This is a genomic window from Roseomonas aeriglobus (assembly GCA_016937575.1).
Taxonomy (GTDB): domain Bacteria; phylum Pseudomonadota; class Alphaproteobacteria; order Sphingomonadales; family Sphingomonadaceae; genus Sphingomonas; species Sphingomonas aerigloba.
The window spans coordinates 2,582,637-2,601,573 of sequence record JAFHKN010000002.1 but is presented as its reverse complement, the minus strand read 5'-3'; the positions used below and the strand labels follow the sequence as shown (position 1 = coordinate 2,601,573).

20 protein-coding genes and 1 tRNA gene are annotated in these 18,937 nt (G+C 65.2%); 9 read left to right on the top strand and 12 right to left on the bottom strand.

The window, feature by feature from the left end; genetic code table 11:
- The first annotated feature begins 159 nt into the window (after positions 1-159).
- Positions 160-235 (top strand) — tRNA-Thr (locus JW805_12880).
- Here the strand turns inward: JW805_12880 and JW805_12875 are convergent.
- On the bottom strand, positions 206-1,837 hold the full coding sequence (locus JW805_12875) for a recombinase family protein (GenBank protein ID MBN2972911.1): 1,632 nt from the start codon (positions 1,835-1,837) through the stop codon (positions 206-208). The two genes, JW805_12880 and JW805_12875, sit on opposite strands and share 30 nt — an antisense overlap.
- Before the next feature lie 316 nt (positions 1,838-2,153).
- Here JW805_12875 and JW805_12870 point away from each other — a divergent pair, with 316 nt between their 5' ends.
- Entirely contained in the window at positions 2,154-2,483 is a 330-nt protein-coding gene (locus tag JW805_12870) for a hypothetical protein (protein MBN2972910.1), read from the top strand.
- 13 nt (positions 2,484-2,496) lie between these two features.
- Here the strand turns inward: JW805_12870 and JW805_12865 are convergent, their stop codons facing one another.
- The 7 genes from JW805_12865 to JW805_12835 form a co-directional block, all read right to left on the bottom strand.
- Positions 2,497-2,790 carry a hypothetical protein gene (locus tag JW805_12865; GenBank protein ID MBN2972909.1) on the bottom strand — a complete coding sequence of 98 codons (294 nt, stop codon included), beginning with the start codon at positions 2,788-2,790 and terminating at the stop codon, positions 2,497-2,499.
- A gap of 36 nt (positions 2,791-2,826) precedes the next feature.
- Entirely contained in the window at positions 2,827-3,711 is an 885-nt protein-coding gene (locus JW805_12860; GenBank protein MBN2972908.1) for a ParB N-terminal domain-containing protein, read from the bottom strand.
- An 88-nt stretch (positions 3,712-3,799) separates the two neighbouring features.
- Positions 3,800-4,258: a hypothetical protein gene (locus JW805_12855; GenBank protein MBN2972907.1), complete on the bottom strand. Its 459-nt coding sequence runs from the start codon at positions 4,256-4,258 to the stop codon at positions 3,800-3,802.
- Positions 4,259-4,326: 68 nt separating this feature from the next.
- On the bottom strand, positions 4,327-4,875 hold the full coding sequence (locus tag JW805_12850; protein MBN2972906.1) for a hypothetical protein: 549 nt from the start codon (positions 4,873-4,875) through the stop codon (positions 4,327-4,329).
- A gap of 95 nt (positions 4,876-4,970) precedes the next feature.
- Complete coding sequence (locus JW805_12845) at positions 4,971-7,382, bottom strand: hypothetical protein (GenBank protein MBN2972905.1); 2,412 nt, start codon at positions 7,380-7,382, stop codon at positions 4,971-4,973.
- The gene (locus JW805_12840) at positions 7,379-7,672 is read right to left on the bottom strand and encodes a hypothetical protein (GenBank protein ID MBN2972904.1); all 294 of its coding nucleotides are present in this window, start codon (positions 7,670-7,672) and stop codon (positions 7,379-7,381) included. The genes JW805_12845 and JW805_12840 overlap by 4 nt, the downstream gene beginning before the upstream one ends.
- Before the next feature lie 6 nt (positions 7,673-7,678).
- On the bottom strand, positions 7,679-8,536 hold the full coding sequence (locus JW805_12835; protein ID MBN2972903.1) for a hypothetical protein: 858 nt from the start codon (positions 8,534-8,536) through the stop codon (positions 7,679-7,681).
- Between the two features lie 132 nt (positions 8,537-8,668).
- Between JW805_12835 and JW805_12830 the strand changes: the two genes are divergently transcribed.
- Positions 8,669-9,505 (top strand): hypothetical protein, encoded by an 837-nt coding sequence (locus tag JW805_12830; GenBank protein ID MBN2972902.1) that lies wholly within the window; start codon positions 8,669-8,671, stop codon positions 9,503-9,505.
- 15 nt (positions 9,506-9,520) lie between these two features.
- Here JW805_12830 and JW805_12825 read toward each other — a convergent pair whose 3' ends face one another.
- Genes JW805_12825 through JW805_12810 form a run of 4 tightly spaced genes read right to left on the bottom strand, consistent with a single transcriptional unit; the run spans position 9,521 to position 12,263 of the window.
- Positions 9,521-10,246, bottom strand: coding sequence for a ThiF family adenylyltransferase (locus JW805_12825; protein MBN2972901.1), 726 nt, complete (start codon positions 10,244-10,246; stop codon positions 9,521-9,523).
- A gap of 43 nt (positions 10,247-10,289) precedes the next feature.
- Entirely contained in the window at positions 10,290-10,673 is a 384-nt protein-coding gene (locus tag JW805_12820) for a multiubiquitin domain-containing protein (protein ID MBN2972900.1), read from the bottom strand.
- A 22-nt stretch (positions 10,674-10,695) separates the two neighbouring features.
- Positions 10,696-11,592, bottom strand: coding sequence for a hypothetical protein (locus JW805_12815; GenBank protein MBN2972899.1), 897 nt, complete (start codon positions 11,590-11,592; stop codon positions 10,696-10,698).
- Complete coding sequence (locus tag JW805_12810; GenBank protein MBN2972898.1) at positions 11,592-12,263, bottom strand: hypothetical protein; 672 nt, start codon at positions 12,261-12,263, stop codon at positions 11,592-11,594. Before JW805_12810 ends, JW805_12815 begins: the two co-directional genes overlap by 1 nt.
- A gap of 82 nt (positions 12,264-12,345) precedes the next feature.
- On the opposite strand from JW805_12810, the gene JW805_12805 reads away from it, so the two are divergent.
- The 6 genes from JW805_12805 to JW805_12780 all read left to right on the top strand — a co-directional run bounded on the left by JW805_12805 (position 12,346) and on the right by JW805_12780 (position 18,917).
- Complete coding sequence (locus tag JW805_12805) at positions 12,346-12,993, top strand: hypothetical protein (GenBank protein MBN2972897.1); 648 nt, start codon at positions 12,346-12,348, stop codon at positions 12,991-12,993.
- 350 nt (positions 12,994-13,343) lie between these two features.
- A complete protein-coding gene (locus JW805_12800) occupies positions 13,344-16,010 on the top strand; it encodes an SMEK domain-containing protein (protein MBN2972896.1) in 2,667 nt (888 codons plus the stop codon).
- Positions 16,007-16,372: a hypothetical protein gene (locus JW805_12795; GenBank protein ID MBN2972895.1), complete on the top strand. Its 366-nt coding sequence runs from the start codon at positions 16,007-16,009 to the stop codon at positions 16,370-16,372. Before JW805_12800 ends, JW805_12795 begins: the two co-directional genes overlap by 4 nt.
- Complete coding sequence (locus JW805_12790) at positions 16,362-16,760, top strand: hypothetical protein (protein MBN2972894.1); 399 nt, start codon at positions 16,362-16,364, stop codon at positions 16,758-16,760. The genes JW805_12795 and JW805_12790 overlap by 11 nt, the downstream gene beginning before the upstream one ends.
- The gene (locus JW805_12785; GenBank protein ID MBN2972893.1) at positions 16,738-17,799 is read left to right on the top strand and encodes a radical SAM protein; all 1,062 of its coding nucleotides are present in this window, start codon (positions 16,738-16,740) and stop codon (positions 17,797-17,799) included. Before JW805_12790 ends, JW805_12785 begins: the two co-directional genes overlap by 23 nt.
- Positions 17,800-17,849: 50 nt before the next feature.
- On the top strand, positions 17,850-18,917 hold the full coding sequence (locus JW805_12780; GenBank protein ID MBN2972892.1) for a DUF4365 domain-containing protein: 1,068 nt from the start codon (positions 17,850-17,852) through the stop codon (positions 18,915-18,917).
- The last annotated feature ends 20 nt before the right edge of the window (positions 18,918-18,937 follow it).

Genomic DNA, 18,937 nt, shown 5'->3' with positions numbered 1-18,937 from the left:
CCTGGGGCCCATCGCCCCGAACACAGGCGATCGTTCTGGCGGACATGTGGTAAAGACCGCGTAAAGGCGCCGGCAATGACGATGGACGCTTGCCAGCCCCAAAACACACTGCTAAGCGCCGCCCCCTCGACGTCGGGCATCGCCCCGGCAACGACATTGGCCGCCTTAGCTCAGCTGGTAGAGCATCGCATTCGTAATGCGGGGGTCACAGGTTCGAGTCCTGTAGGCGGCACCACTCCCGATCAAGAGAGGGCACCATCAGTGCCTGTTGATCGGAAACACCGTTGGCCGCGATTTCGAGCGGCTTGATCGGTCCCGTGATGGTAATCGCATTGGGCGCGACCACGACTTTGGCGATGAACCGGCGCGCGTAGCCTTGCCGCGCAGTCGGATCGGTAGAGCGCAGCTTGGTCAAGATGACCTCGCCGAGCCGGTCGATCGCCTCGGGTGTGACCCGCCGGTCGGCGGCGGACAGCTGACGCTCGACCAGCAGGATTTCTTGTTCCAGATCGGCGCGCCGCGTACGTTGCGTGGCGAGCCGCGCGGTGAAATCGGCGTCGCGCGGTGACACGATCCCCTGCTCGATGAAGTCGAACATGTTCTGAATCGCGCCTTCGACGCGGGTACGCTCCGTGCGCAGCGCCTTGAGATGGGCCTGTCGCTCGCGCACGGCCGCTGAGCTGTCGTCGAGCAGGTTGGCGAGCAGTTGCTGGAGGCGGTCGGGCCGGAACAGCCGCTCGGCCATGGCTTCAATCACTATGCTCTCGAGCTTTTCATCGCGGATGCTCGTGCCCTGGCAGACTGTCTCGCCACGCCGCAGGTTGCGGGAGCAACGATAGTAGCGATAGCGACCGCCCTTGCCGGTTGCGATGGTGAGCGCATTGCCGCATTCTGGATGGCCGCATTTGGCGATGCCGGCGAGCATCGTCGGCCCCGACACGAATGTCGGCGCCGTGATGTGCCGGGCGTTGCGGGCGATGCCGGCCTGCACTTCGAGCCATTCGGGTTCCGGGATGATGACGGGCGCGTCGATCTCCTGCCATTCTTCTTCGGGACGCTTGATGCCGTTGCGGGTATCATGGACGCCGTACAGGTGTTTTCCGCGGTAGGTGGAGCGCGTGAGGATGTCGCGGACGTTCGACACGTGCCACTTGCGTCCGCGCAGGGTCGCGCCGCTCGCGTTCAGATGGCAAACGATCTTCTTGTAGCCCATCGGTCCCTGACCGATACCGACCCGCTTCATGCGGAAGATCTGCTGAACCTGCAGCGCCTCCGAGGGCTCGATCACGAGCCGCTTCTTCGCCTTGGGGCCGCGCATCTCGGCAATCTGGGTCGTGTAGCCGAACGGCGGGATCGCGCCGTTCCAGAAGCCCGCTTCGGCGTTGCGCTTCATCGTATCGCGGGTGAACTTGGCCGTCTGGCGCGACTGATACTCGTCGAAGTTGGACAGCACGGACCGGACGAGATCGCCCTCGGCGTCCTGGCCCACATCCTGCGTGATTGCCACGATGCGGACCCCGGCGCGCTTCAGCTTACGGCGATAATGTTCAAGCAAGTAGTGATCGCGGAAAAGCCTCGAGAAACTGTACACGCCGATCTCGGTAATCCCGCTGCCAGGCCGCAGCGCATGTTCGAACAGTGCCTGCAGACCCGGTCGGTTGTCGGTCGTTCCAGACAGGCCCCCGTCGCGGTAAACGTCGACAAGCTCGATGCCACGCTGGCCGTAGTGGGCGTTGAGCCGCTCCTCCTGATTGGCGAGGCTGATCCCGCCCTCGGCCTGGCGCTGGGTCGATACCCGGATGTAGCCAAGTGCACGTTCAGTCCGAGTCTTCCCCATGAATTAGGCCTTCGAAGATAAAGCGCAGGTCGTCCGCGCTGAGCAGAGTCAGCAGCCACTCTGACTCCGATCGCGCCAGCGGAAAAGAGTCCGGAAGCCGGTCGGCAACGATACGACTTTCGATATGGCACGCGCCGAGCACGGCGGCACCGATCCCGGCACGGGAATGAGGGATCGATCCGCGGGGAGGGGCGTCGGTGCTGTCCACCGATCAGCATGTGCCGACCCTAAATCGCGGTGACGATGTAACCGTCAGAAGCTCTGAAAGCAAAAGGAGTGGGTGATCCAGGCAGGCTGGAGAAAAAGGAGATTGGACATGACCGCGATCATCATGCTCGCGCTGGCGGGGGCAGCCTTCAAGGCCGCCCAGTATCTGTTGATCTTGGCGGTCGACGGCATCGCGACCGCGATCGCCGCCTGGTATTGCTGGCGCTCGGCGCGACTGACCCGTGCTCTGCTGGCGATGTCCGCGCCATCCAACGCGATCGATCTCATTCCCACCTGGCACCTAAGCCGTGTGCACCGGCGACTGATGGCGCGTCACCTGCGCCTGTCGATCGCAATGACCGCGCATGTCAGCCTGTTTCCGCTGTCGAGCGCGCGGGGCTACGCGCTCATGCGCAGACACGGTCACGTCGTCGCCTGATACCCGGCATCGATCAGTCTGCCCCATCCTGCCGGTTGGCCTCCTGCTCGGCGAGCGCCGCTTCGCGATCATCACAGAGCGCGATCGCCTTCTGCTTGGGCAGCCACGACACGTAGCGCCGCGCGGCACAGTGGCAGGCGAGATGTTCCTCGTCGTGATACCAGCTGCCAGCCGGGCAGGTGGCGCACGCGAGGATCGGCACGGGTCGTGCGCTCTCGGGCAGCGCGAGGAGCGTTGGGCTGATGATGGGCGCGCGGCGGCGCTTCACCGACCCGAATGGGAACTTCATCGACTCGAACTCGGGCATATGAGGTCCTTTGAATGTGCTGGCGGCTCGGCAGGGTCAGGCGTCGCCGAACCAATCCTTGATCGCGTCGACGAAGGCGGCGTTGATCAGCTTGGCATGGTCGAGGCGGAAGCTGGGGTGCTGCTCGGCCATCGACTTCACCCGGATGCTGAAGGCACCGCGGTGGTCGGGAGCGATCGTCGCGATCAGCCGGCCGTGGCGGTTCCGGACCTCGACCGGCCTGATCTCGTTCTTGCCCGCGGCGGCGGCGGTCAGCTTGCGGACGAGCGGAGCAATGGCGAGCGTCTGCCCGGCCAGCAGCGCAGCGCAGGCGAGAACGCGGTCGCGCTGACCGTTGTCCTCGAGCAGCGGCGCGAGCTGGGCCCACTGGCTCATCGAGATTGCGCGCCGGTCGGCGACGAGATCGAGGATGGCGAGAGGCGCCTTCTGCAGCGCCAGCCCGCGGTTGATCGCCGACTTGTCTTCGCCGACGGCGTCCGCGAGCCGCGCTTCGCTGGCGACGAGCTTCCCCTCGAGCATCCGCGCCCACGATGCCGACTTGTCCCACAGGCTGACTTCGAGAGCGCCGCGATCCTCGCGGTTGGCGATCTTGAGCGCGACTTCGGCGGTCAGCGCACCCTTGTCGTATACGCGGACGCGAAGCGGCGTGTTGAGGATGCGGCACGCTTCACGGCGCCGCGAGCCGGCGAGAATCTCGACGACGCCGTCGGCCCCGCGCTCGCCGATCGCGTCATGCGCCTGCCCGACCGCCTTCAGCTCCACGACGAGGGGCACGATGCTGTCGTCGGTGATGACATAACCGAACCGCGGGTTCTTGGGCGACACCGTCGTCCTGTCGTGAGGAAGCAACTCGACGACATAGTTGGCTTTGTGGCCGCGCCTGGGCGGCACGGCGTCGAGCGGGAGTTCATTGGTGTCCATGAGTTACATCCTCGATCGGTAGTGATTCGAGGATGCGGACGACAAAACGCGGCGACGATGTAACCGGCGCTCAGGTCCTGATAAGAGCTTACGAGCGATCATCCGCCTCGCGCGCAACGCGTTCGAGATGGGCGATCAGCGCCGCGTGCCTTAACTGAGCGGCCGGGCCTCGCTTATACCCGCTTCCCGACGTCCAATAGTCTTTCGGAACATCGTAATCCTGGCTGAAATCCTCTCCCCCGGCGGGCGTATTGAACCAGCCATAACCCATGAACTCGTCCATGCTGTGGATGCAGCTGCAGTCGAATGCGAGCGCAGGGAACGCCTGTGCGATACGCTCGAACAGATCGACCGGAAATCGGCAGTCCGTGTCGAAGTTGAATGCGTAGCGATTGTCGCCCGGCCCATCGTCATGATGGAAATTCCAGACATAGTCTGAAAACGCCGAGCCATTGCCGCGCGGGTCATCGACCGGGACCGTGATGACGCAATCACATCCATTCCAACCCTCGTGATCACCGGTGTTGCTGGCTTCGGACGGCGCCATGCAGAGCCGCTTAAATCGGCTGATCTCCGAGGACGGCCCGTACACCCTCACGCTGTTCCAGACTTCGCTCATCGAGGTGACCTTTCGCCATCACGGCTCGCGTCGCGAAGGTCGCCGCCGTGTCTTCCGCGCTCCTCATCGCGCAGCCGCTGCCTGAGTGCGTCGATGACCATCATGTGCCGCCGCTCTTCGGGCGGCGTGCGCTTGCCGCGGCCGCTGGTCCAGAAGCCTTTGGGCACGTCATAGTAATCGTAGAAATCCTGACCGCCGGGGGGCGTGTTGAACCAGCCGTATCCCATTCGGTGATCGTCGTCGGCGATGCACTCGCAATCGAAATGCAGCTTTGGAAACATCCTGGTCAGGCGTTCGAAAGCGTAGGTCGGAAACTTCGCCAGCGTGTCGAACGCGAACGAATAAATGCCGTTCTCGTGCGGCCTAAATTCCCGGAAGTTCCAGGTGCTGTCGCCGCTGAGGTCGTCGAGCTTAAACGCTAAAGTGCTGCGCGACCGGTTGCCGGCCGGCGCCGGCACGATGAAGCGGCGCTTGAAGCGATCGATGTCCGATCGCGGGCCATAGACGTCCACGCTGTTCCACATCTCGTCACAGACGACGTACATGATGCCTGCCTCCGTTATTCGATCGGTTGTCGGGTTGTCGGCTCGGACTCCCGGTCGTGCGAACGCCGCTGGTCCCGGTCGGCCGACGTGACGGATCACCGGACATGGCCGAGGTCCGCGGTCACCGGCGACACGCCGGTAAAGAGATGGCAGGCGATCACGTCGTCGCGACCGCGCACGATCGGAGCCACGAACGGCGCCCACGACCAGCGACGTACCGCCGCGATCCAGCTCTTGAGGCGCGCCGCATGGGGCGCATCGTCGTCACCGGTGTGCTGGCCCGGCATCCCGCGCGCGATCCACGCGAGCCGGTCGCGATCCATCAGCGGTGCGAACCACAGGACCGGAATGAACAGGTCGGACACCGGCGCGAGCTGGGCGATGTTTGCACGACCGAGCAGGATGTCCTCGAGCAGATTGTCCTGCGGCGCGGGCTGCGGCTTGCCTGAATCGCGCTCGCGCCAGCGACGCACGTCATCGACGAGGTCGCGCAGGATCGCGCCACGATCGGCGATATTGGTCGGCTCCTCTGCAGCACGGCGCGCGGCCCCCTGGCCTTCGTCCTGCTCTTCCCAGGCGGCCGTCTTTCGGCTGGAATCGTCCCTCAAGCGGGCAGCGCGCGCATATTCGCCATCGTCAGCGGGGGGCGTCTCGATATCCGCAATGGCGTCGCGAAGCGTGACGTCATCGCCGCCGTCGACGTTGCGCAGCATCGAACGGACGAGTTCCTGATGGATGCGATGCTTGCTGAACCGGTCCCACGGTCCGTCGGTATCGGCGCGGTGATCCTTGTTTTTGCGCGGCCGGCGGCCGGTATGGACGAGCGTACGGTGGATCGTAAAGTCGCCGCGCTGATAGCTGGTCGGCCAGATCGAATGGATCATCGCGCCGAAGTGGCGAACCAGCGTGAGGCCCATGTGGCGAATGAGGTCGTCGTCGCGCGCCACGACCTCGAACGCCGGCTGCCCCTGCTGGATCGTGACCACGGCGTCGCGCGTGCGCTTGATCTTGAGCGCGACGGCGTCACTGTAGCCGAGGCGCCCGTAGCGCGTTGCCTCCAGCGACAGGCTACCGAATGTCTGGCCTTCCAGCGCGGCTTTGACCATGACGTGGCTGGTGACCTGCGCGACCAGCGCGGCGCCGGCGGCATAGTTGCGGCCGGCCGCGAACACGACGTGGCGCGGATGGGCATAGACCGCCGTGGCTTGACGCGCCGTCATGCGCATCACCGTGCCCGGACTCTGGCTCACGTCGCCAAGGCGGCGCTTCATGTCGAGCCCGATTTCAACGCCGCGCGCGGCTTCGTAAAGGGAGGCGAGCGCGCCGAGCGCTCCGCCGGCGCAGCCGGGGAACGCACCATGCGGGGCGGCCAGCCACGGAAATAGCCGGTACAGACGGTCGAGCTGACGCGTCGCGGCGAGCGTGAAGATCAGGTCGCAGCGGATGCGCCCGACCAGTGCCAGGCGAAGCTGTCGATTGGGTGATGCCAGGCGAAGCAGCGATCGCCGGATGTGCGGACGCCAGCCCGAACGCTCCAGGCGGTGGCCGAGATCGGCGCACCGCAGCTGCTCGAGCTGGTATGACACGCGGTCGAGCTTTGCCGCCGCCCCGCCAGCATGATCGCGCAACTCGCCGATGTCGAGCATCGCGGTCAACCGCTCCCAGCGCTTTCGATCGGGGTCGCTGGCGACCGAGAACACGCCAATGGCGTCGACGATGGTGCGCGCCCAGGCGATCGCGCGCTTGAGCTTGCGCCTGGCGACCGCGGGCTCGCCGCCGCTGTCGGCAGCAGACACGTGCCGCAGATAGTGGCCGAACGCGGTCATTAGCGCGGCCAGCGCGGTCTCGCGATGCTGCGGACGGCTGACGCCCTCCCGCTCCGGAGTCGCCAGGCGGTCGACGAGCGCGATCGCGTCGATCAGCGCGCGTCCGACCGCCACCGCTCCCGATGCAACCGGCAAGGGCGCGTCGGATCGGTCGCCAACATCCCACTCGACCGCCAGCCACATCTTGCGCGCGGTGAGCGAGGCTTGAGAATGCGCGACGAAGAGTTGAGCGTCGTCGCCGTTCTCGCGCAGACGGTTGAGGAAGGCGGCAGCGGACGTGTCGGTCCAGGCGGCGCGTGCGAACAATGCGCCAGGGGCGCACCAGAGCCCAGCCCGGCGTCTGAGGTCGCGCAGGATGGCGTCGGCGTTATCGGGTAACGCACGCAGCGCGACTGCGCGGTTCGCCTGCGCCGGAATCGCGCCGGAGGCCAGCAATGGCGCGATGCTCGAATTGCGCCCGCCGACAAACCCGCAGCCCGGCCGGTGATCGGGATCGTCGATATAGTCGACGTGCGGCAGCAGCGCGAACGGCGCCAAGCCGCCCGCCGGCACGATCGCGTGGCCGCTCTGCGCGGCGCGGCCAGTCGCCGTGATGATGGGCGGTCGCATCACGGCGATGTTCGCGGCGAGCCCGGCCGCGACCATGCGTGTGTCGGTATTGACGGCGGGGCCGGTCGTCACGCGCCGCCCCCGGCGCGATGCTGCTTCACGATCTCCCAGCCGGCCAGGATGTTGGCTCGGCGCACGGCGGCCTGGTCGAACCGTTCGATCAAATAGGTGAGCTCATTGTAGCGGTTGGCGAGATCAACGATCTCCTGCTCGCGTGCGGCTAGGGCATCGACCGGCCCCTTCTCGAAGTCTGCGTAGATTGCGGTCAGCTTGGCGAGCACGCTTTCGCGCTCGGCGCGGTAAGGCGCGATGTCGGTCACGATCTTGTCGACGCCGTTCTCGGTGATGGTGATGCGAGACATGAGCGCTCAATCCTGGCGGAAGCGCGGGTTGGCGCCGTTATCGTCGAGCCAGTTGGCGGCGTGACCGCGGGTTTGCTCCGCCGGCATCGCGACCTCCTTGAGCTCTGCGATCGTCCGGGCATGATGACCCTGCCGCGACAACGGCGGTTTCCAGCGCCATCGCCGATCGCCCGTCGCGCGCTGGTGCGCGGCGAAGCTCGCGCACCTCGTCCAATAGCGGTCGGCGGCGTCTTGCTCGCTGGCCACCGCGCCCGTGGCCGCGAGCTCGGCGCCACCCCCGGCGATTACCCCTGGCAGCAAATCGCCAAACGTGTCGGCGGAGCTGCGTGCGGCATGCCTAAAGCGGCGACGAAGTTCGGCGGGAGCGAGCGTGTAGAGGCCGCGATGCGCATCGGCATCGGCCGCGCCTAGACCATGGAGCTTGGCCGGCTGACCCAGACCGAGCTTCGGACGCTTCATCCAGAACGGATCGAGCGCGCCGTGCTTCAGCAGGCCGTGACCATCGAGCCAGGCAAGTCCGGCGACCTCGAGGAGCGGGTCGCTCTCACACACATGGGCGAGGGCGACGATCAGGCAGTCGGCGCCAGTGTCATACCGTGCCTCGGCGAGCCGCGCGACCGCTTCACCCTGGCACAGACGATAGAAACCCGCGTGGGCGAGGATGTGCGCGACGCCCATGCCGCGCAGGAGGCCGCCGTGTCGATAGGCGGCGTAGTTCGGATGATGACCGAGCGCTGTCTGCTCTGCATCAAGCCCGGTAATGCGCGCGTACTCGCTGTCTTTGATCGACCGCAGCTGTGCAACCTCGCGGTCGATCGTCGCGATCAGCGCCTCGTAGCCGTCGGGAATCTCTTCAATCGCCATCGCTGCCTCCGAGAGGAAGCGTGGCGCGCCAAAACTCGATCGACGATGTAACCGGCGGTTGCTGGTTGCGATGTGCAAAATTGCTGTCATCGCGCTATCGCGTTGTGGCATGAGCGGGGCGGGAACCAGACGATGATCGGCAAGCGCGAGGCGCCGCGAGCGCTTGCCGAGGCGATGCTCGCCAATGTCGACCCGGCAAGTGTCACGATTTCGGGGGGCGGCGACCAGTTCGCGGTGACGATCGCCGGCCTGACGATCGTGTTCGGCGATGCCCTTCCGCATGGATTCGAACGTCTCGCTGCGGCGATCGAGGCGCGGATTGCTTTTGAGCGTGCCAACGCGATGATCGCCGCAGCGGGCGAGACGGGTGTGCCGCTCTGGCTGGTGTCGGGGTCGTCGGTGCTCGCCCGGTGGCTCGCTTGGTCGCGTACGGACCGCGCCTTGGCCAACGCCCTCGACCTTACCGATCAAGCCGGCGCCGCGCCGATCGTTGGCCGGTTCGCGCGGCGCGCGCGGCGCGATCTCGGTCAGATGTCGGTCAAGATCAGGGTCAGCGCGGGCCAGGCCGTTGCCGAGCAGATCGAACTCTCGCACCGCGTGCGGGCCTTCGCCGTGCTGGGGGACAAAGCGACCATCAGGCTCCGCCGGCAGCACTTGCCCGATACGATCGTCACGGCGCTCCAGAAGAGTTCCAAGAGCAACGACCGATGGCGGGCAGCCGAGATTGTCGACCATCCGTTCTTCGCGGCGCACGACTTCATGGTCTTTGAGGTCCGGAACGATGGCGACGACGCTGTCCTCGAGCTCGAAACCGCCTGGGAGCCGCTGCGGCCGATCCCGAAGGCCGCATGGGCTGCGCTTCCGCGCGGCGCTGACCCTGCTTTCCCGTGGCGCCCGACCAGCCGCGAGATCACCGAACTCTATCGCCTCGCCGCGCGCGGCGAGCAGATGATGCAGCGCGACCGGTAAGCGCATCCATCATCGTCACGCCGGTGCGTGATCCGCGTTGACGACGGTGTTGCCGTCGACCGAATAGACACAGTGATATTCGGCCTCGGAGTCGGCGTAGAAGCCGCGCAACTGCTTGTACTGGATCACGGCCAAGGTGGCGGCGAGGCGGTTGAGGCAGGCAACCTGGATGTTGCTACGATAGAGTTCGTCGTCGTCGCGGCCCGCCACGGGTATACGGTTGCCCTTATGAACATGGGCGCGCATCGCCGGTGTGCTGGTGGTCACGCGCACCTGTCCCAGAACGCGGTCGTCGACCAGCCGCAACCCGAGACCGCAGTCGATGAACGGCAGATCGCGTCGTTCGAGTTCGGGCACGATGAAGGCCCGCGCGCCTACGCTGTCGACACAGACGAACACGAAGTCGACATCGTCGAGCAGGTAGGCGTTGTCCGGGGTCAGATCCTCGGCGTAGGTCAGGATGCCCTTGTGCATGCGGCGGTACACGTCGGCATAATGCTCGACCTTGTAACGCCCGGCGATGACATCGCCCCACGACATGGCGCCCGGTGCGCGCCACGCGGTGTGCTGCTCGACATGATCGCCATCGAACAGCAGGATGCGCTCGCATGGCGTCTTGCTGACGAGGTCGAGCACTTCGGAGCCCGTGCCTCCCAGTCCGATGATCGCGATCCTGCCGCCGGCCAGCCGCGCCGATACCGCCGCAAGCCCGGCGCGGGTCGCGGCGGTGTCTTCATACACGAATGGGCTCGGGGACGGCGACGCGACTGCGGCCGCTGGTTGTTCAGCTGGCATAGGTTGCGTCGGCATTGACGACGAGCCCGTCGGCGACCTCGATGACATCGCCCGGGGTCATCAGGCCGCTCGGCCGCGTCGCCACGCCGCCGCGGAACGACACGGTCGCGGCCTGGGCGAACGCAAGCGGTCGGTCGGGGAACGCCATGCGCAGCAGCTGCGCAAACGTGATGGTCCGGCCCCGCAGCGCGTGCCAGCGGCCATTGACCTGGATCGAGATCCGGCCGGCCGGTGCTGTCGGCGCGCGATGCGAGCGCTCGGCCTCGCCAACGAGATACAGATGCGGACGCGGCCGAACGGCCGGGACGGCGTCGTGCGCCGGGGCAACGGTCGGCCGGCCGCCGGGCTCGAAAGTAGTGGCAGGCGAGGTCATCATGTCTTCTCCTTGTTGAACGTCAGAAAGGGACATCGTCGTCGTCACCGCCGCTCGCGACGGATGGCTGGCCCTCGCGGGCGATCGTCGTGACGGCATGAGCCATTTGGGCGTAGAGGCTCTTCGCGCCGCGGGGGTGGCCGCCGAGCGCTCGCGCGACATTGGTCCACTCGAATGCCGGATCGGCTTCGTCGAGGCCCAGGTCGTCGAGCACCTCGAGCAAGATCGACAGCGCGGCGGTCGTCTCGATGCCGCGCGGCATCTCGGAGAACGCGACGTGCGCGGCCAGAGCGCGCAGGGCAGGGGGCACGCGGGTCAGGTCGTCGCATTGGACGATCCACGTCACCTCGCCGAAATCCATCTCGGTTTCGAGCTTGTCCTCACTCCACGACCGGCCGGTCGCGGGATCGATCATGGCCACGAGACCGCTGGCGACATCGTCCCCGACCTTGTCGATGCCGACGACGCTGGCAATAGCGTTGGCGCAGCGCTTCGCCGCCATGGCGATGGTGAGGGGCGACGCCCACAGCGCCTCGCTGACCCGACCCGACGACGCGACGTTGGCGGCGATCACGGGATCGGTCAGGTTGAGGATGACGTGCGGTACCCCGGCAACACGCGCAAGGCGGCGCGCGGCATGGGTCCGCCCCGCGCCTTCCGGCCCGGTGGCCAGGATCGGCGCGCCGCGAAACCACGGCCGCTCGGCGGCGATGAGCGCCTGACAGCTCGTGGTGACCCAGCGCAGGAATGCCGGCTGGTGCTCGTGCATCAGATCGAACGCGATGCCGTCGGGGCCGAGCCGATCGCCCCCGCGAAGCGCAAACGGTTCGCTCAGGCCCAGCGGTGCGGGACCACCGTCGAAGGCGCGGCCGACAACCATCGCGGGCGTCGCGGGGCGGAAAGTTGCGAGCTCGTTCATCAGTCGCCCCGCCACATCCGCAAGGGGCGCATGCCGCCCGCGCCGCGCCCATCCTTCTTGATGCGCCGCTCGGTCTCGAACATCTCGTCGATGAGCAGGCGGGTCAGCGCCTCGCCGCCGTGCTCGGCGGCGTGACCGAGAAAGGCCTCGAAGCGTGGCTTCTGCCAGCGCAACCAGTCGCACAGTCGGTCGCGCTCGCTTGCGCGGTCGTAGCGGACTGACCACTCGGCATGACTGTCGCTCTTGCGCTGGAGCTCGAGCTTGAATCCCCGCTTCGTGTCGGGCGCGTAGAGGTTGATGATGTTTCGGTCGCGCTGGCGCTGGGCTTCCGCCTCGGCGCGTGCGCGACGAGCCTTGCGAGCCGCGTCCACGATGCGATCGACCGCCCCCGTGATCGCGACAGGGCCGAAGATCATGGTCACCCGTGCCAGGAATGTCAGATCGAGCGCGCCGGTCTGGAACCGCTCGAGCACCGCGTCACGGTCGGCGAGATCGCCGAAGTGGCGTGTCCAGATGCTGCTCGCGCCGCCGGACCCGATATCCGACACCATCAGGCAAATGACGTGAGGATATGCCGCGTCGACCTCGATCGAAAAGCGGCCGACCGCCTCGTGAACGATCGACGAGGCCGGCTCGTCGGGCGGGACAGGAAAGTGCGTGATCAGGTTCATGGCAACTGCCCTATAAGACATTATAGAACTATTGGCAAGGGTGCTGCTTGCACGATGCGTTCGTCCCGCGGCACACCGCATCGTGCCGAATCCGCTTTCGTCCGCTCTCAGCCTGAGTTTTGCTGACGCTCTCACCGTCCTGATGGACGCCTGCGGGTTGTCGTCCGACGCGCGCAATGCGTTCGACGCGCGGGTCCGCCACCTGCAGCGACTGGGTGTGCCGAGCCGGCAGGACGATGCGACCGGCCGGCTGCATTACGGTATCCCCGAACTGGCGGCGTTCGCCACGGCGGTCCGGCTGATGGACGCGTTCATGGCGCCAGCGCTCGCCGCGCGCTACGTCACGGAGCGCTGGTCGGCCTTGGCGCCATTCGCGTTGGCCGGAGCTGCGGGAGTTTTGCCGGACAGCTACACTACGCGGCGATCAATCCCGACAGCGGCGTTCGCGGTGTTCCGTGCCAACGCGCTGTCGATGCTGGGCAAGCGCCGCCAGCACGACGAACGCGGTGACGAGCCGCTCGGCGGCGTGCTGATCTGCGACGAGGCGCGCGCCGCCGCGATCACGGAGGCGGTCGATGGGGCGGGGCTGGTACTCGACAGTCGAACCTACATGCCCGGGATCGTTCGCGGGTGGGCCGAACGATTATCGGCCACGGAGGTCGAATTAGCGAACGAGATGGATCGTCTGCTCTTCACGCACGGCCGTTCCGGGCAGGGCATCAAGCTCTAAGCGATACGACTGGAATTGGGCCGCTTGCAGACTGACCGCACTTAAAACGGAAAGCCGACAAGCGGACCTTCGTCCGGCCACCGTCCGATCCTATGAAAACCGAACCGACCTCTTCGGCGCCATGTGCGCAGGGCCGCCTCCCGACCGTCGCCCACCAGCGGCGCGGCGCCAGCCGATCCGTAAACGGCACAGCCTAGGACCCGGTCGCCTGCTTGCGCCGCACCGCGCATTCACGATAGTCATGCGCTTAGGGGAGAATTAATGTCTCGCGCCGACCGGCACACCGAGCAGCGTCAGCGCGGCGCAGACGGCAACCTCGAGGTTCGGCGCTCGCGGCGGCTGCTGGTCCGATGAACCGCGACGATCACCTCAACAACATCGCCAAATATGTCGGGCGCCTCGAGCACGAGATCAGGGCGCTCAACGCGGTCGGTCGGTTCGACATCAACTCGGTTGCCGAAGATTTCCTCATACCGGCCCTGAAACTGGTGTTCGATTGCCCTGACTTGCAGAACATGAACAAGGTCCGAGCCAACTTCCCGGCCGTGGACCTGGGGTGCGCGACGAGCAGGATCGCGTTCCAGGTGACCACCGACGGATCGAGCGGCAAGGTAGAAAAGACGCTCGAGAAGTTTCACCAGCATCGCCTGGATAATACGTTCGATCACCTCTACGTCATCGCACTAACCGAGAAGCAGTCGTCATACACGGCGAAGCGGCTCGAGCTGGCGATCGCCGCGCTCGCCATCACGTTCGACCCGGCCCAGCACATCGTCGATTGGCGCGATATGCTGGCGCGCATCCGGCACCTCGAGACGAGCAAGCTCGAGGCCATCGATCAGTATCTCGCCGCGAGCTGGGCCAAGCGCGACAGCAATGCAAGGTTCCGTGAGCAACTCGACAAGTTTCTCGCCTTTTCGACCGAGAAGATCGAGGTGGAAAAGACGTCGCGGAAATACATTCCGGCGATCTTCGTGGAAACATACTCCACCAAAGAGGAGATGAGGCTTTTCGCCAATCCGTTGTTCTTCTATCGCAAGATCCAGGACAAACTTCGCCGTTTCTCCTATGATCGTCTCAATGCCAGCTTGAGAATAGCAGGCCAGCCCGAGCTGGTGTCGGACGTCGACGCCAGCCTGCTCAGCGCCGCGCCGGCGAGCTTCGCTGAGCTCGGCGCATGGCTCGACCGGGCGAGCGACTCGATCGGCGTCGAGCTGGCCAAGGTCCGCCCGCTGTCGTGGTATCGCGGCGAAGGTGAGGCGCCTTACAAGCCGGCGGACCCAGACTCGGCGGGCTGGATGATCGCACGACTCCAGCTGGAGGGTTCCGCCAGCGGGCTGACATCGCGCTTGAACGACGCGCGCGTGCTGATCGACCTCATTCGCAACAAGATCTTCCTCGTCACCAGCATGGCCGGTCAGGGTAAGACCAACTTTGTGTGCGACCTGGTCGAGAATCAGTTTCGGCTCTTTGCGATTCCGTGCCTGTTCATACCAGCGCGCCAGCTGAACGGCTTCGCACCGGGCAAGCGGCTGTTCGATTATATCGCGCACAACCGCTATGCGCCCGACGGCACCAGGCTACACGATTATCTGACCCTGTTTGACCATGTCGCACACGACGTGGAAAAACCGTTCGTGATCCTGATCGACGGTATCAACGAAGTAACCGACCTCAGCTCCTTCAACGAAGAGCTCAAGGCCTTCTGCGGCGCGGTTTGCCAATATGATTGGATCAAGCTCGTCATCACCTGCCGCAGCGAATTCTTCGACGAGCGCTTCGCCACGATGCTCAACGAACCGTTCGCGGCCCATATCCACCGCGTGAAAGACTTGCGGTCTGAAATGACCGACCTCAGCAGGGCGCGGCTGTTGAAGGCCTATCTTGCGCATTTCAGCATCAAAGGGTCGCTGCAGGGGCAAGCCAAGGCGTTCCTCGAAAACGATCTGTTGCTGCTACGGATCTTCTGCGAACGCTATGAGGGCAGCGATGTCGGGTATGTGACCGACATCTACAAAGGCGACCTCTTCGCCGACTATCTGCGCAAGAAGATCGACTCCTTTCCGCAGCAGCACCAGGCCAAGGCCTTGCCCACCTTGTTCAAGATCGCAGCGGCGATGCTCGCCGCGGACGATTTCTCCAAGCTGTCGGTGCGCGATTTCACGCTTGAGGAACAAGAGATCGTCCGGCGCTTCGTCGAGGACGACGTCATCCTCCGCCGGGAAGTCGAAAGCGACGGCCTCGCCGCAGCCGGCGACCTCGCCATCTCCTTCACTTATGACGAGCTCAGGGACTTCGTAATCGCCTATCAACTGGTCGATCGTGCGGCTGCCGACCAAGCCCAGGCGCTGTCCGAGATACTGGCCCGCTTGTCCGGCCGCCCTGTCTATGAAGGCGTCTACCGCTACGCCTATCTGCTCGCGCGCAGGGCGAACAACGCAGCCGCCATCGCGGCCTGCGAGAACGCGACGAACTTCACCGAGCATTTCAGCCTCAACGTCCATCTTCTGCCCCCCGCGGTGCAGACGAGCGAGGACATCGCGCGGGTAAAGGCCATCCTGGCGGACGCCGGCGCGGCCCGGCGGCGCCGCCGCATCGCGCTATTTCTGCTGTACCGGCGCAACGCAGCCGAGTTGTTGAACATCGCGATCCTCATCGATCATTTGAACGGCCTCGACGAGGAGGAGCACGCCACCTTCATCCGTGCGATCTTCGGCGGCCATCGCGATTACGACCCCCGTGCGTGGCGGCAAAGTATCGACGAGCTGGTGACGGACGTCGCGGAAGACGAAGGCGGCCGAGGATTGGTTCGATACGCCCCCCATTGGCTTGCGTTCTTCCTGCACGCCGCCGCACATGCCGGCTGGCTCGAACGCGAGCGCGCTTCCACGTTGTTCCAGGAAGCCGGGGACGCCGCCAATTGCGTCGAAGCATTGGCGCTGGTCCGGCCGGCCAAAACCGCGCCGGTGCAAACGCTATTGGCGGACATCGCAGAACCCGCGGGAGCCCCAGCATGACCGAAAAGGATTTGGTCTTGCCGTTGCGCCGGATTCCGCCGCTCGGCGAATTTCTCGATGCCTTGCAGATCAAGCCGACCGGGCTCGGGGCGCAACTGTTCACGGGGGTTTACAATCAGCTCTTCGCCTGGTCGACCGACCTGCGCGCGCAATATGATCAATATTATTGCGTGGAGTATCCGACGCTCGCGGCCTATCTCGAAATGGCCCATGAAATCTATCTCGAACCGACCGAGCTCGAAAAGACGCACATCCTCAAGATCAAGTCACCCGGGGGCGTGCTCGAAGAAGCCTATGACGACAATGTCCGGGACACGGTCATCGATTGCGTAAGGAAGTTGGAGGGCAGTCATGAAGATTAAGATGGACTTCGTCTCGAACAGCTCGTCGACCTCGTTCGTCTATATCGCCCGGGAAATGTTGTCGCGAGACGATTTCCTGACGGCGGCCGGCGTCGGTCCCGACAGCCCGGTTGCGCCGCTGTTCAACGGCATGTTCGATGAGCTTAGGACTCAGATCGACCGCGGCACCGTGCTCACGCGGGTTGAGGATGTCGACCGTCTCGAGGACCGGCAACATTATATGCCGGACGTGCTCGATCGCATGAAGAAGGGCATCGAAAACGGACAGACGGTTACGATCGGCCATTTTAGCAGCGAGAACAATCTGGCCGAGATGACGCTGTGCACCGAGATTTTCGAGATCGAGTCCGAAAGGTTCTTCATCAATGCCTATGACAACTATTGGTGAGGCGCGCTTGCGCGTCAATCGCTACAAAGATCTCGGCTATGCGACCTTCTTCAACGCGCGCACCGGGTTCTTCGCGCGCGTCCCCGAGCCCGGCCAGCGCGAACCGTTCTGGTCGCCGCACGGCCCCGAGCTGATGGATATTTCGATCACCAACTGGTGCGACAAGGGCTGCGTGTTCTGCTACAAAAGCTCGACCCGGCACGGGTCGCACATGGCGCTCGCCGATTACAAGCGGGTCATCGACCAGGCGGCCGAAATGGGCACCTTCCAAGTCGCGCTCGGCGGCGGCAATCCCAACCAGCACCCCGATTTTGTCGAGATCCTCGACTATACCTGGGCGAGAGGGATCGTCCCCAACTACACGACTAACGGGCGCGGGCTGACCGACGAGATATTGGCGGCGACGCGCCGCACCTGCGGCGCGGTGGCGGTCTCCGCCTACCCGCCGTATGTCGAGACCGCCGAGACCATCCGCCTGCTCGCCGACCACAGCATTAAGACCAATGTCCACTTCATTATCGACCGCGACAGCGTCGACACCGCGATCGACTGGCTCAGCGATCCGCCCGCCTTTCTCGCACCGATCAACGCGCTCATTTTTCTCAACTACAAGCCCTCGGGGCGAAAGGTTTTCGAGGAAAAAATGCTCCGGCATAGCGACCGGCTCGATGAATTCTTCGCGCTTGCGACAGCGCCCGACGCGAAGCTCAGGGTCGGGTTCGATGCCTGCTGCGTGAGCGGGGTGTTCGCCCGTACCCAGGCCAATGAGGCGCTGGTCGATGCCTGCGATGCGGGCCGGTTCTCGCTCTACGTGTCCGAAGACATGAAGGTCTATCCCTGCTCGTTCCAAAGCGGGCTGGTCGAGGGCGACACGCTCAGCGACGAGACGTCACTGCTCGATATCTGGCACGGCTCGGAAAATGTCCGCTCGTTCCGGCGCTATTTCGCGTCCGACCGTTGCGGCGACTGTTCCCACCGGCCCAGCTGCAAAAACGGCTGTCCGCTGTTCGACGAGCTCGTCGTCTGCGGCAACCGCTAGATTCTCACAACGGCGTCGCCGCCGACGCGCCGACGTACCAAGGAGCGAGGATGCCGATCCGCAACGCCAGCCAACGTATCGGCAGGACCGGCGAGCGCGCCGTCGAAAGCCTGATCGACGATCATCCGCGCTGGGTGGCGCGGCGGCAGGACAGTGACTTCGGGATCGATCTCGAAGCCGAGCTCGCCGATCCCGGGCCCGACGGCCAAGTCCTGCGCGGGCAGCTGATCAAGCTGCAGATCAAGGCGGGCGCCACGCCCGCCCCCAGCGCCGCTCACGTTTCGGTCGCGGTCGAGCGAGCCTGGCTCGACTACGCATGCCAGTTCCGCGTCCCCGTCATACTCGTTGCAACGACCGCCGACGGCCAGCAAGCGTGGTGGGTGTGGGCGCAAGCCTGGGCGCTGATCAACGAACGGCGTCTCACCGACGCGAGAGGCAAGACGATCACGCTGCGCGCGCCAATCGAACAGACGCTGGCGGCCGGACTCGACCACGACCTCGCCGACATCGCGGCCGGGCGCCTTCCGGTAGCAATGGTGCTGGCGCTGCGCGGCGTGCTCGCGGTCGCCCATGGCTGGGAAAACGCCGCGATCGCGCAAGGGATCGTAGAGCTGCTTGGGCGCACCGACTATCCGAGCCGCGACTGGACGATCCGCATGATCGTCGACCAGATGACCGCGGCCGGCTCCAACATCATGCATTGGCAAGCCCAGCAATATCTCCCGGTCATGCTGGCGCTGGTCAGGACGGCGGGCGACGCGCTGGCGGCCGACGACATGGTCCATCTCGTCAAGCGCGACGTCAGCCATTCGCGGGTCGGCATCCAGGCGCTCGGCGCGCTGTACGACGCATGGGCCGATCATGCTCTGGCGCTCGGCCTTCCCCAAGCGTTCGCCAAGGCACAGCTCGCGCCGGCCGCCTGGTACGCCGCGATGCGCGAGCGTTTCCCCGGGCAGCATCCCTTCGGCATGTTTATCGCCAACCAGCCCGAGGACGACCTCACGCATGATGGGGTCACGCTCAGGCTCGACCCGGGGGTGCGCGACTATCTGCGGGCGAAATGGCCCAATCGGGGCGACTCGGTGATGCTCGACTGCCTGACCGCCGCAAGCGCCTGACGGGCCAGCAAAACAGGAGT

Coding starts and splice junctions, on each gene's coding strand:
- JW805_12875 (MBN2972911.1), bottom strand. CDS start 1,837: ATGGGGAAGACTCGGACTGAACGTGCACTTGGCTACATCCGGGTATCG.
- JW805_12870 (MBN2972910.1), top strand. CDS start 2,154: ATGACCGCGATCATCATGCTCGCGCTGGCGGGGGCAGCCTTCAAGGCC.
- JW805_12865 (MBN2972909.1), bottom strand. CDS start 2,790: ATGCCCGAGTTCGAGTCGATGAAGTTCCCATTCGGGTCGGTGAAGCGC.
- JW805_12860 (MBN2972908.1), bottom strand. CDS start 3,711: ATGGACACCAATGAACTCCCGCTCGACGCCGTGCCGCCCAGGCGCGGC.
- JW805_12855 (MBN2972907.1), bottom strand. CDS start 4,258: ATGGCGCCGTCCGAAGCCAGCAACACCGGTGATCACGAGGGTTGGAAT.
- JW805_12850 (MBN2972906.1), bottom strand. CDS start 4,875: ATGTACGTCGTCTGTGACGAGATGTGGAACAGCGTGGACGTCTATGGC.
- JW805_12840 (MBN2972904.1), bottom strand. CDS start 7,672: ATGTCTCGCATCACCATCACCGAGAACGGCGTCGACAAGATCGTGACC.
- JW805_12835 (MBN2972903.1), bottom strand. CDS start 8,536: ATGGCGATTGAAGAGATTCCCGACGGCTACGAGGCGCTGATCGCGACG.
- JW805_12830 (MBN2972902.1), top strand. CDS start 8,669: ATGATCGGCAAGCGCGAGGCGCCGCGAGCGCTTGCCGAGGCGATGCTC.
- JW805_12820 (MBN2972900.1), bottom strand. CDS start 10,673: ATGACCTCGCCTGCCACTACTTTCGAGCCCGGCGGCCGGCCGACCGTT.
- JW805_12815 (MBN2972899.1), bottom strand. CDS start 11,592: ATGAACGAGCTCGCAACTTTCCGCCCCGCGACGCCCGCGATGGTTGTC.
- JW805_12810 (MBN2972898.1), bottom strand. CDS start 12,263: ATGAACCTGATCACGCACTTTCCTGTCCCGCCCGACGAGCCGGCCTCG.
- JW805_12800 (MBN2972896.1), top strand. CDS start 13,344: ATGAACCGCGACGATCACCTCAACAACATCGCCAAATATGTCGGGCGC.
- JW805_12795 (MBN2972895.1), top strand. CDS start 16,007: ATGACCGAAAAGGATTTGGTCTTGCCGTTGCGCCGGATTCCGCCGCTC.
- JW805_12790 (MBN2972894.1), top strand. CDS start 16,362: ATGAAGATTAAGATGGACTTCGTCTCGAACAGCTCGTCGACCTCGTTC.
- JW805_12785 (MBN2972893.1), top strand. CDS start 16,738: ATGCCTATGACAACTATTGGTGAGGCGCGCTTGCGCGTCAATCGCTAC.
- JW805_12780 (MBN2972892.1), top strand. CDS start 17,850: ATGCCGATCCGCAACGCCAGCCAACGTATCGGCAGGACCGGCGAGCGC.